The sequence below is a fragment of the Achromobacter insolitus genome (genome assembly GCF_002209555.1).
In the GTDB taxonomy this organism is placed as follows: Bacteria; Pseudomonadota; Gammaproteobacteria; order Burkholderiales; family Burkholderiaceae_B; genus Achromobacter; species Achromobacter insolitus.
Genome location: NZ_NJIF01000008.1, coordinates 239,175 through 250,648, shown reverse-complemented (window position 1 = coordinate 250,648; position 11,474 = coordinate 239,175). Strand labels below are relative to the sequence as shown.

Here is an 11,474-nt window from a genome sequence, read left to right as displayed (position 1 = left end):
AATCCCACGCCCGAGATCCTGCCGGAAGTGGCGCAATCGGTGCGCGACGACGTGGTCATGGCCACCGGCCGTTCGGATTATCCGAACCAGGTCAACAACGTGCTGTGCTTCCCGTACATTTTCCGTGGCGCGCTGGACGTGGGCGCCACCACCATCACCCGCGAGATGGAAAAGGCGGCGGTGTACGCCATCGCCGAACTGGCCGAGGAAGAACAGAATGAAGTCGTGGCGGCGGCCTATGGCACCTACGACATCTCCTTCGGTCCCGAATACCTGATTCCCAAGCCCTTCGATCCGCGCCTGATCGTGCGCATTGCCCCGGCGGTGGCCAAGGCGGCCATGGATGGCGGCGTGGCCACGCGTCCGCTGGCGGACCTGGAAGCCTACGAAGAGCAATTGCAGCAGTTCGTGTACCACTCGGGCGCCTTCATGAAGCCCTTGTTCTCGGCAGCCAAACGCATCGTGCGCGAAGGCGGCCCGGCGCGCATCGTATTTGCCGAGGGCGAAGACGAGCGCGTGCTGCGCGCGGTGCAGGTGGTGGTGGATGAAGGCTTGGCCCGTCCCATCCTGGTGGGCCGGCCGTCCGTGCTGCTGACCCGCATCGAAAAGCTGGGCCTGCGCCTGCGCCTGGGCGAGGACGTCGAGGTCACCAATCCGGAATACGACGAACGCTTTCATCAGTACTGGACCACGTACTGGGAATTGATGTGCCGCCGCGGCATCACCAAGGAAATGGCGCGCGTCGAAATGCGCCGCCGCATGACCCTGATCGGCGCGATGATGGTCCGCCTGGGCGATGCCGACGGCATGGTCTGCGGCTCGGTCGGCGCCTACCACGACCACCTGCGCTTCGTGGACGAGGTCATCGGCCGCCGTCCTGGCCACAATGTGTACGCGGCCATGAACATCCTGTTGCTCAACGAGCGCACGGTGGTGCTGGTGGACACGCACGTCAACGATGAACCCTCGGCTGAACAGATCGCCGAATTCACCATCGCCGCCGCCAACGAGATGCGCCGCATGTATCTCGCGCCCAAGGTCGCGCTGCTGTCGCGCTCGAACTTCGGTTCGGGCAGTTCGGCGTCGGGCGCGAAGATGCGCCGCGCGCTGGAACTGGTGCGCCAGGCCGCGCCGGACCTGGAGATCGACGGCGAGATGCATGGCGACTGCGCGCTGGACGAAGCGCTGCGCATGCGCATCCTGCCGTCATCCACGCTCAAGGGCGAGGCCAATCTGCTGGTGTGCCCGAACGTGGACTCCGGCAACATCGCCTACAACCTGCTCAAGACGGCCGCGGGCGGCAACGTGGCGGTGGGCCCGTTCCTGCTGGGCGCGAATGCGCCGGTGCACATTCTGACCTCCAGCTCCACCGTGCGCCGCATCGTCAACATGACCGCGATGACGGTGGTCGATGTCAACACACCGCGTTGAAGTAACGCCTGCCGGTCCGGCGTGCCCGCGCACGCCGACCGGCCTGGTCCTGACCGGAGGCGGCGCCCGCGCCGCCTATCAGGTGGGCGTGCTCAGCGCCATCATGGAATTGCTGGATCCGGACTGGCATTCGCGCTTCCAGAATCCCTTCCACATCATTTGCGGCACCTCGGCGGGCGCCATCAATGCCGCCGCCCTGGCTTGCCGCGCCGACAGGCCCCATCTGGGCGTGCGCCGCATCCGCCGCCTGTGGTCTTCCCTGAACACCGACATGATCTACCGGGCCGACGCGCCCGGTCTCATACGCACCGGCGTCCGCTGGCTGGGTCTGCTGTCGCTGGGATGGATGTATTCGGGGCTGACGCGAAAGCGGCCCCATTCCTTGCTGGACAACAGCCCAATGCAGGCTTTGCTGGAGCGCGTGCTGGACTTCCAGCATCTGCGCGCCAACCTTGAAAGCGGAGCGCTGTCGGCGCTGGCGATCACGGCGTCCGGCTATACCAGCGGCGAGCACCTGACCTTCTACCAGGCGCATACGCCCATCGAGCCCTGGCATCGCTATCTGCGCCTGGCGCTGCCTACGCCTATCGGTATCGACCATCTCATGGCCTCGTCCGCCATTCCTTTCGTCTTTCCGGCCCGGCAGGTACAGGTGCATGGCAAGGGGGAGTGGTGCGGCGACGGCTCGATGCGGCAGCTGGCGCCGATCAGTCCGGCCATCCATCTGGGCGCGCATCGCGTGCTGGTGATCGGCACCGGTTTCCGCGACGAAACGCATCCCGAGAACCGCGAGGACTCGCCGCCTTATCCCTCGCTGGCGCAGGTCGGCGGGCACGCGCTGGCCAGCATTTTCCTGGACGGCCTGTCGGCCGACGTCGAACGCCTGGAACGCATCAACTTCCTCATGGACCAGTCCGGCGCGGACGCCGCGCAGGGCCATGCGCGGCGCATCGAGGTCCTGACGATCACGCCCAGCCAGTCGCTGGATGTCATGGCGCTGGAACATTTGCGGGATATGCCGGCCCAGGCGCGTGCTCTTTTCCGCGTACTCGGTGTATCGTCCGATCCAGACCGTCCGGGCGGCGGATCGCTGATGTCCTACCTCTTATTTGAATCCAGCTACACCAAGCGATTGATTGAACTGGGTTATGCCGATACGATGCAGCGTAACGACGAAGTGATCGCCTTTTTCAAGGAGGCTCAGGCATGACGCGCAATGGCCAATCTACTCTGCAGCGGCAACTGATGCGCGGCGGTGCGCTGGCCCATGAAGGGCTGGACAAGAAGGCCGTCGTGGACGCCGCCCATGAGCTCGGCCTGGCCCTGTTCGTCGCCAATTGCGATCCTGCCCGCAGCCGTTCCGCGGTGCTGCGCGCCATCGTCAAGGCGGTCGATTTCCCCGAATACTTCGGCGGCAACCTGGACGCCCTCTACGACTGCCTGTGCGACACCGTGCTGGACCACAAAACGGGCGTGGTGCTTTGGCTGTACCGTCTGCACTCGGGCGACCCTGCGCTGGAAGAGGATTCTGGCCGCATCGAAACCGTCTGTTCCGACGCCGCGGATTTCGCGCGCGAGAATGGTCGCGTTTTTGCGTATGTCATCGAACACGCCGGGCGCCATCCGGATCCCGAACCCGGGGTGGCGGCTGCGCCCTACGGCGAAGACAGCTGATCCGGTTGCCTTACCAGGCGAGCAGCGCGCTGGCCGCCGACAGCAGCGCCAACCCCGCGGTCTCGGTGCGCAGCACCCGCGGGCCGAAGCGCACGGCCTGCACGCCTGCCTCGCGGGCCTGGGCCAATTCCTTATCCGACCATCCGCCCTCGGGCCCGACCAGCAACGTCAGGGCCTGCAGGCCGGCCGCGGCCCGCAGCGTGCCGGCAAGGTCCTCGTCCGCTTCCGGGTGGCACAGCAGGCGGAGGCCGTCGGCGGGCTGTTGCAGCCATTCGGCCAGGGTGAGGGGCGCGTCCACGGCCATCAGCCGGTTGCGGCCGCATTGTTCGCTGGCGGACTGCGCGATGCGCTGCCAATGGGCCAAGCGCTTGTCGAGCCGGGCGCCCGATAATTGCAGGACGCTGCGCTGGGCCGCGATGGGGCTGACTCGCGCGGCGCCCAGTTCCACGGCCTTTTCCACCACCCAGTCCATCTTGTCCCCGGAGGGCAGCCCTTGCACCAGGGTGACGCGCCCGGCCAGCTCGGCCTCGCGCGGCACGAATTCGCCCAGCTGGGCGAAACCGGCCTTGCCGTCCACCTCGAGCGTGCCGGGATATTCGCCTCCCTGGCCGTTGAACAGCACCACGGCTTCGCCCGCGCGCAGCCGAAGCACGCGCAGGGCGTGGTGCGCCAGGGCTTCCGGAAGCGCCACGCGGGCGCCGGCGGTCAGGGGGATGTCGCAGAAGAAGCGGGGGGCTGACATGGATGTACGTACGGCTGGCTATGGAAAAAAGGGGCCGCCAGCCCGCTGCCGGGCGCGGCGCGGGGGCACTTGCCCCCGGGGCGGTAGCCTAGCATGGGGCCGCCTTCTGGCCGATGGCGTGGGGGAAACCCCTGGATGCTAAAATCCCATGCTTCGCAACCTACTCAACTGGCCCCTATTTTGACCGTAGGCACGCCAGCTTCAAAGAGCCTTCCGAATGAGCAATCCGACCGCCCCTAAACTTGCCTTGGCGGATGCCATCCGCGCCCTCGCGATGGACGCCGTGCAACAAGCGAACTCCGGGCATCCGGGTGCTCCCATGGGCATGGCGGAAATCGCCCAAGCCTTGTGGGCCGGCAACCTGCGTCACAATCCCAAGGATCCCGCCTGGGCCAACCGCGACCGCTTCGTGCTGTCCAATGGCCATGGCTCCATGCTGATCTACGCTTTGCTGCATCTGACCGGCTACGACCTGCCGATCGAAGAGCTGAAGAACTTCCGCCAACTGCATTCCAAGACGCCGGGCCACCCCGAAGTGGGCATTACCCCGGGCGTGGAAACGACCACCGGCCCGTTGGGCCAGGGCCTGGGCAATGCCGTGGGCATGGCGCTGGCCGAAGCACTGTTGGCCGCCGAATTCAACAAGCCCGGCCACACCATCGTCGACCATCATACGTATGCCTTCACCGGCGACGGCTGCCTGATGGAAGGCATCTCGCACGAAGTCTGCTCTCTGGCTGGCACGCTGAAGCTGGGCAAGCTGGTCGTGCTGTATGACGACAACGGCATTTCCATCGATGGTCACGTCGAGCACTGGTTTGCCGACGACACCGCCAAGCGCTTCGAAGGCTATGGCTGGAACGTGATCCGTGGCATCGACGGCCATGACGTCGCCGCCGTGGACGCCGCCATCAAGGCCGCCCGCTCGCAATCGGAAAAGCCGACGCTGATCGTCTGCCGCACCGTCATCGGCAAGGGTTCGCCCAACATGGCCGGCACGCACAACGTGCACGGCGCGCCGCTGGGCAAGGACGAAATCGCCGCTACCCGCGCCGCGCTGGGCTGGTCGTCGGAACCGTTCCAGATTCCGCAAGACATCTACGACGGCTGGGATGGCCGCAAGCAGGGCGCCGCCGCTCAGGCCGAATGGCAATCCGCGTTCGACGCCTATGCCGCTGCATTCCCCGCCGAAGCCACCGAATTCAAGCGCCGCATGAAGGGCGAACTGCCCGCCGGCTACGCCGAACAGTTCAAGGCCTTCCTGGACGCCACGCTGGAAAAGGCGGAAACCGTCGCCACCCGCAAGGCGTCGCAGTTCGCGATCGCCGCGCTGGCTCCGCTGCTGCCGGAAATGCTGGGCGGCTCGGCCGACCTGACCGGTTCCAACTTCACCGACTGGAAGGGCGTCGCCGCCGTCCGCGCCGGCGACAAGGGCATCCAGTTCGGCCGCCATATCAACTACGGGGTGCGCGAATTCGGCATGGCCGCCATCATGAACGGCGTGGCCCTGCACGGTGGCTACCTGCCGTTTGGCGGAACGTTCCTGACGTTCTCCGACTACTCGCGCAACGCTATTCGCATGGCCGCGCTGATGAAGCAGCGCGTGGTCCACGTGTTCACCCACGACTCCATCGGCCTGGGTGAAGACGGCCCGACCCACCAGTCCATCGAGCACGCGGCCAGCCTGCGCCTGATCCCCAATTTGTCGCTGTGGCGTCCTTGCGATACGGCTGAAACCGCCGTGGCCTGGAACGCGGCCGTGACGCGCCCCACCAGCATCGGCATGGACGTGCACGACGGCGGTCCGACGGCCCTGTTGCTGTCGCGCCAGAACCTGCCTTTCGTGCAGCGTGATGCCGCCACCGTCGAAGCCATCGCCCGCGGCGGCTATGTGCTGCGCGATGCCGAAGGCGCCCGCGCCGTCATCATCGCAACGGGCTCGGAAGTCGCCATCGCGCTGGACGCGCAGGCGCAACTGGCCAAGGACGGCATCGCCGTGCGCGTGGTCTCCATGCCCAGCACCGACGTGTTCGACCGCCAGGACGCCGCCTGGAAGCAATCCGTGCTGCCCAAGGGCCTGCCGCGTGTGGCCGTCGAAGCCGGGGTTACCGCCTTCTGGCACAAGTACGTGGGCCTGGAAGGCGCCGTCGTCGGCATCGACCGCTACGGTGAATCCGCGCCGGCCGGCGCTCTGTTCAAGTTCTTCGGGCTGACCGCCGACAAGGTGGCCGAGACCGTCCGCCAAGTTTTGTAAAAAGGAGCTTAGTCATGACCATTCGCGTCGCCATCAACGGTTACGGTCGCATCGGCCGCAACATCCTGCGTGCCCACTACGAAGGTGGCAAGAAGCACGACATCGAAATCGTCGCCATCAATGACCTGGGCGATCCCAAGACCAACGCGCACCTGACGCGCTACGACACCGCCCACGGCAAGTTCCCGGGCACCGTCGAAGTCGACGGCGACTTCATGGTCGTCAACGGCGACAAGATCCGCGTGCTGGCCAACCGCAACCCGGCCGAACTGCCCTGGGGCGACCTGAAGGTCGACGTGGTGCTGGAGTGCACGGGCTTCTTCACGACCAAGGAAAAGGCCGGCGCGCACATCAAGGGCGGCGCCAAGAAGGTCATCATCTCGGCTCCGGGCGGCAAGGACGTCGACGCCACCGTCGTGTACGGCGTGAACCATGGCGTGCTGAAGGCCTCCGACACCGTCATCTCCAACGCGTCGTGCACCACCAACTGCCTGGCCCCGCTGGTCAAGCCGCTGAACGACAAGCTGGGCCTGGAAAACGGCCTGATGACCACCGTCCACGCCTACACCAACGACCAGGTCCTGACCGACGTCTACCACGAAGACCTGCGCCGCGCGCGTTCGGCCACCATGAGCATGATCCCCACGAAGACCGGCGCTGCCGCCGCCGTGGGCCTGGTGCTGCCGGAACTGAATGGCAAGCTGGACGGTTACGCCATCCGCGTCCCGACCATCAACGTGTCTATCGTCGACCTGTCCTTCGTGGCCAAGCGCGACACGACCGTCGAAGAAGTGAACGGCATCCTGAAGGCCGCCTCGGAAGGCGAGCTCAAGGGCATCCTGGACTACAACACCGAGCCCCTGGTTTCGGTGGACTACAACCACAACCCGGCCTCCAGCACCGTTGACGCGTCGCTGACCAAGGTTTCGGGCCGTCTGGTCAAGGTCTCGTCCTGGTACGACAACGAGTGGGGCTTCTCGAACCGCATGCTCGACACCACCGTCGCGCTGATGTCGGCCAAGTAAGCAACCCGGCGAGGGCCCGTGCATGGCTCGCTTTAGTGTGAACAGGCCCTAGTCCATAGAGGGGACGGATTTGTTTTCCGCGCGTGCGGAAAATGGGTTCGTCCCCTTTGTACGCCCATCGTAGGAATCCAAATATGTCCAAGGTCAACACTCTGTCCGCGCTGGCCAAGTCCGGCGCCCTGTCCGGCAAGCGCGTGTTCATTCGCGCCGATCTGAACGTGCCGTTCGACGACGCCGGCCGCATCAGCGAAGACACCCGCATCCGCGCTTCGGTGCCCGGCATCCGCATGGCGCTGGACGCCGGCGCCGCCGTCATGGTCACCTCCCACCTGGGCCGTCCCAAGGAAGGCGTGCTGACTGATGCCGACTCGCTGGCCAAGGTCGGCCAGCGCCTGTCCGAGCTGCTGGGCATGCCCGTGCAGCTGGTGCGCGACTGGGTCGACGGCGTCCAGGTCGATCACGGCCAGGTCGTGCTGCTGGAAAACTGCCGCGTCAACGTCGGCGAAAAGAAAGATGACGAGACGCTGGCCAAGAAGATGGCCGCGCTGTGCGACGTCTACGTCAACGATGCGTTCGGCACCGCCCATCGCGCCGAAGCCACCACCCACGGCATTGCGCGTTTCGCGCCCGTGGCCTGCGCCGGCCCGCTGCTGGCCGCCGAACTGGAAGCCCTGGGTCGCGCGCTGCACGAACCCAAGCGCCCGCTGGTCGCCATCGTGGGTGGCTCCAAGGTGTCGACCAAGCTGTCGATCCTGCAGTCGCTGGCCGACAAGGTCGACCAGCTGGTCGTGGGCGGCGGCATCGCCAACACGTTCATGCTGGCTGCCGGCCTGTCCATCGGCAAGTCGCTGGCTGAACCCGACCAGGTCGATCAGGCGCGCGCCGTGATCGACATCATGAAGCAGCGCGGCGCCGCCGTGCCGATTCCTGTGGACGTGGTGTGCGCCAAGTCCTTCGGCGCCGACGCCGAGGCCACCGTCAAGGCGGCTGAAGACGTGGCCGACGACGACATGATTCTGGACATCGGGCCGAAGACCGCGGCGCAGCTGGCCCAGATCCTGAAGCAGGCGGGCACCATCGTCTGGAACGGCCCGGTAGGTGTGTTCGAATTCGACCAGTTCGCCAATGGCACCGAAGTGGTGGCGCGCGCGATCGCCGAATCGGAAGGCTTCTCGATCGCCGGCGGCGGCGACACGCTGGCCGCAATCGCCAAGTACGGCATCGGCGAGCAGGTGGGCTACATCTCGACCGGTGGCGGCGCTTTCCTGGAATTCCTGGAAGGCAAGACGCTGCCCGCCGTGGCCGTGCTCGAAGCGCGGGCCACCAAGTAAGAGTTAGAGGTAGGGGGGCTGTCCCGCCTTGGGATGGCCTATTCCATCTTGGCGCCCGACATCTTCACGATGTCGGCATAGCGGTCGATCTCGGACCGTATGAATGCGCCAAAGGCTTCGGGCGTCTGGCCTTCGGGGACCAGCGCGCCCATGCCTTCCATCCGCTTTTTCATCTCCGGATCGGCGACCACGGCATTGACTTCCTTGTTCAGGCGTTGCACCACGTCGGGCGGAGTGCCGGCGGGCGCGACGATGCCGTACCAGGCGGACGCGTACATATCCTTCACGCCGGCTTCGGCGAAAGTGGGCACGTCGGGCAGCGCGGGCAGCCGCTGGCGCGACGCCACCGCCAGCGCGCGCAAGGCGCCGGCCTGCACCTGGGCCAGGGAACCCGTGTCTATCATCATGTCGACCTGGCCCGCGAGCAGATCGGACACCGCCGGCCCGCTGCCCTTGTAAGGAATGTGCATCACGTCCACGCCGGTCAAATACTTGAACATCGACCCCGCCAGGTGCTGCGATGAACCGACACCGCCAGACCCGTAATTCAACTTGCCGGGATTGGCCTTGGCCGCGGTGATCAGGTCGGTGACGGATTGGAAGGGCGATTGTTTCGGGACTTCCAGGATATTGGGGATTTCGGCGACGAAGGCGACGGGCGTGAAGTCCTTGACCGGATCGAAGCCCAGCCGGGCATACAGGTGCGGGTTGGCCGCGTTGGTCGAGCTGGTGGCGACCAGCAGCGTATAGCCGTCGGGTTTTTCCCGCACGAATGCCGCGGTTCCGATATTGCCGCCTGCGCCCGCCTTGTTGTCCACGATGACCGTTTGACCCAGTCTCTCGGTCAGGCGCTGGGCGAGCATGCGGCCCAGCGCGTCGGTGGCGCCGCCCGGGGGCCAGGGCACCACCAGTTTGATCGGACGGTCCGGATAGGACTGGGCGGAGGCGGCAGGGGCGATGGCGGTGGCCAGCGCGGCCAGCGCGAGCGCGCTGCCGGCGCGGCGCAGGAAAGCGAACGACATGGTGTCTCCAGTTGTGCGAGCCGTCTTGTCCGCCCGGGAGGAGGCGGAGAGTCGGCCATAGTGATGTACAGGCGCGGCCTGCCGGCCGCTTTTTCTTATGCTGGCGACTCTACGCATTGGGGCTGCTGTCGAAAAGGGATAAAAATTTAAGGAAGTTCATTCCTCGGAGGAATAAAGTGACGGGGCTTTGATCCCGGTCCGCCCGGGGCTGTCTGGCTTGGTGTAGCCTTGGCGCAAATCGGCGCGCTGTGCGCGCTTTCTCTCCGATTCCCGCAGCATCATGAATCTTCGTTTCATTCCCGGCCTCAACAACTTCCGTGGGATTACCCGGGAATCGGCGCGGCGAGACGTCACTGCCGGCCTGAGCGTGGCGGCGGTGGCGTTGCCTGTGGGCCTGGCCTACGCCGCCATGATGGGCGTGCCGCCGGTGGCGGGGCTGTGGGCAGCCATCGCCGGAATGTTGGGCTACGCCCTGTTCGGCTCGTCGCGTACCTTGATCGTGGGGCCGGACACGGCCACCTGCACCCTGATCGCAGCCACCCTGACCGGCATGGCGCTGACCACGCCGGAAGACCGCCTGGTCGCCGCCACCGGCATCGCCCTGACGGTGGGCGTAGGGTGCCTGATCGCGCGCGCGCTGCGGCTGGGCGTGCTGGCCAACCTGCTGTCCCGGCCCGTCCTGATCGGCTACATGGCGGGCGTGGCGATCACGCTGGCCTTGTCGCAATTGAGCGGGTTGACGGGCGTGGGCCTGCGCAACAGCGGCTTGGTGCATCCCTTCCTGGAACTGTCGCGGCGCCTGCCGGAAATCCAGATACCCACCCTGATCCTGGGGCTGACGTCCTGCGCGCTGCTGGTGGCGGTGAAGCGCTGGCGGCCGACCTGGCCTGGCCCGATCATGCTGGTGGTGCTGGCCTGCCTGTTGTCATGGCTTTTCAATTTCCCTGGCCTGGGCATCGCTGTCGTTGGCGAAGTGCCTGCGGGCTTGCCGGCCCTGAGCCTGCCGCTGCGGCTGGAGGGCGTGGATGGCATTCTGCTGGGCGCCGCAGGGGTATTGGTGGTGAGCTTTTCCAGCGGCATCGTGACGGCCCGCAGCTTTGCCGCGCGCACCGGCGAGCACGTGGATCCCAACCGTGAACTGGTGGGCTTTGGCGCAGCCAACATGGCGGCCGGCCTGTTCCAGGGGTTTGTCGTGACGGGCGCAGATTCCCGCACGGCGGTGGGCCTGGTGGCCGGAGGTTCTTCGCCGTTGGTCAGCGTCACCGCGGCGGCGGCGCTGGCCATCGTGGTGGGCCTGTTGAGCGGTCCGCTGTATTGGTTGCCGCAGGCAGTGCTGTCGGCCATTTTGCTGCTGGCCGCCGTCAGCCTGTTCGACGGCCACGCCTTCATGCGCCTGGCCCGAATTTCGCGCATCGAGCTGGCGTTCGGCGTTCTCGCCGCGGTCGGGGTGGTGGGCTTCGGCGTGCTGCAAGGCGTGGCGGTGTCGGTGGGCGCCACGCTGCTGTACGCGATGTACGTGTCGGGCAATCCGCGTGACGCCTTGCTGGGCCGGCTGCCTGGGGAGTCGGTGCTGGGCAAGCTGCATCTGAACCCCGAAGCGCAGCCGGTGCCGGGCACGGTGATCTGGCTGTTTGAGTCCTCGGTCTGGTTTTTCAATGCCGACACCTTCCGCCGGCGCGCCCGTGAAGTCATGGAGCAGGCGGGCGATGTGCGCTGGTTCGTGCTGGACGCGGAAGCCATGACGCAGGCCGATGCCGATGCCGTCGAGGCGCTGTATGAGCTCAAGCGCGAACTCGACGAACGCGGCATTACGCTGCTGGTCGCGGGCGGGCACGGTCAGTTCCGCACCGCGCTGGAGCGATCGGGCCTGGTCAAGAAGATCGGCCGCGAGAAGATTTTTGGCAGCCCTGAACAGGCGGTCGAGGCGATCGAGCGCTGGCGCCAGGCACCGCCCGCCGCGCTGGGCTAAGGGCGGCTTACCGCGCCACGCGCCTT

9 protein-coding genes are annotated in these 11,474 nt (G+C 66.3%); 7 read left to right on the top strand and 2 right to left on the bottom strand.

Annotation, left to right across the window (positions count from 1 at the left end; all coding sequences use genetic code 11):
- From CEY08_RS23105 to CEY08_RS23095, 3 genes are all read left to right on the top strand, one after another.
- On the top strand, positions 1 to 1,431 hold a 1,431-nt coding region (locus CEY08_RS23105; protein WP_249278896.1), incomplete at its 5' end, for a phosphate acyltransferase.
- Positions 1,412 to 2,641, top strand: coding sequence for a patatin-like phospholipase family protein (locus CEY08_RS23100; protein WP_084738591.1), 1,230 nt, complete (start codon positions 1,412 to 1,414; stop codon positions 2,639 to 2,641). The genes CEY08_RS23105 and CEY08_RS23100, both read left to right, overlap by 20 nt.
- Positions 2,638 to 3,105 (top strand): barstar family protein, encoded by a 468-nt coding sequence (locus tag CEY08_RS23095; RefSeq protein WP_042794801.1) that lies wholly within the window; start codon positions 2,638 to 2,640, stop codon positions 3,103 to 3,105. The genes CEY08_RS23100 and CEY08_RS23095 overlap by 4 nt, the downstream gene beginning before the upstream one ends.
- Positions 3,106 to 3,115: 10 nt before the next feature.
- On the opposite strand, the gene CEY08_RS23090 is transcribed toward CEY08_RS23095, so the two are convergent.
- Complete coding sequence (locus tag CEY08_RS23090; RefSeq protein WP_076815109.1) at positions 3,116 to 3,847, bottom strand: 16S rRNA (uracil(1498)-N(3))-methyltransferase; 732 nt, start codon at positions 3,845 to 3,847, stop codon at positions 3,116 to 3,118.
- A gap of 217 nt (positions 3,848 to 4,064) precedes the next feature.
- Here CEY08_RS23090 and tkt point away from each other — a divergent pair, with 217 nt between their 5' ends.
- From tkt to CEY08_RS23075, 3 genes are all read left to right on the top strand, one after another.
- Positions 4,065 to 6,101: a transketolase gene (gene tkt / locus CEY08_RS23085; RefSeq protein WP_076815107.1), complete on the top strand. Its 2,037-nt coding sequence runs from the start codon at positions 4,065 to 4,067 to the stop codon at positions 6,099 to 6,101.
- A 14-nt stretch (positions 6,102 to 6,115) separates the two neighbouring features.
- On the top strand, positions 6,116 to 7,126 hold the full coding sequence (gene gap, locus CEY08_RS23080; RefSeq protein ID WP_042794798.1) for a type I glyceraldehyde-3-phosphate dehydrogenase: 1,011 nt from the start codon (positions 6,116 to 6,118) through the stop codon (positions 7,124 to 7,126).
- Positions 7,127 to 7,260: 134 nt separating this feature from the next.
- Positions 7,261 to 8,457, top strand: coding sequence for a phosphoglycerate kinase (locus tag CEY08_RS23075; protein WP_063643367.1), 1,197 nt, complete (start codon positions 7,261 to 7,263; stop codon positions 8,455 to 8,457).
- Positions 8,458 to 8,495: 38 nt separating this feature from the next.
- On the opposite strand, the gene CEY08_RS23070 is transcribed toward CEY08_RS23075, so the two are convergent.
- Positions 8,496 to 9,479 (bottom strand): Bug family tripartite tricarboxylate transporter substrate binding protein, encoded by a 984-nt coding sequence (locus CEY08_RS23070; RefSeq protein ID WP_076815106.1) that lies wholly within the window; start codon positions 9,477 to 9,479, stop codon positions 8,496 to 8,498.
- A 280-nt stretch (positions 9,480 to 9,759) separates the two neighbouring features.
- Here CEY08_RS23070 and CEY08_RS23065 point away from each other — a divergent pair, with 280 nt between their 5' ends.
- On the top strand, positions 9,760 to 11,448 hold the full coding sequence (locus CEY08_RS23065) for a SulP family inorganic anion transporter (RefSeq protein ID WP_076815104.1): 1,689 nt from the start codon (positions 9,760 to 9,762) through the stop codon (positions 11,446 to 11,448).
- The last annotated feature ends 26 nt before the right edge of the window (positions 11,449 to 11,474 follow it).

Excerpts from the sequence above, each read along its gene's own strand:
- CEY08_RS23075 (WP_063643367.1), top strand. The coding sequence starts at position 7,261 with ATGTCCAAGGTCAACACTCTGTCCGCGCTGGCCAAGTCCGGCGCCCTG.
- gap (WP_042794798.1), top strand. The coding sequence starts at position 6,116 with ATGACCATTCGCGTCGCCATCAACGGTTACGGTCGCATCGGCCGCAAC.
- CEY08_RS23090 (WP_076815109.1), bottom strand. The coding sequence starts at position 3,847 with ATGTCAGCCCCCCGCTTCTTCTGCGACATCCCCCTGACCGCCGGCGCC.
- CEY08_RS23095 (WP_042794801.1), top strand. The coding sequence starts at position 2,638 with ATGACGCGCAATGGCCAATCTACTCTGCAGCGGCAACTGATGCGCGGC.
- CEY08_RS23070 (WP_076815106.1), bottom strand. The coding sequence starts at position 9,479 with ATGTCGTTCGCTTTCCTGCGCCGCGCCGGCAGCGCGCTCGCGCTGGCC.
- CEY08_RS23065 (WP_076815104.1), top strand. The coding sequence starts at position 9,760 with ATGAATCTTCGTTTCATTCCCGGCCTCAACAACTTCCGTGGGATTACC.
- tkt (WP_076815107.1), top strand. The coding sequence starts at position 4,065 with ATGAGCAATCCGACCGCCCCTAAACTTGCCTTGGCGGATGCCATCCGC.
- CEY08_RS23100 (WP_084738591.1), top strand. The coding sequence starts at position 1,412 with ATGTCAACACACCGCGTTGAAGTAACGCCTGCCGGTCCGGCGTGCCCG.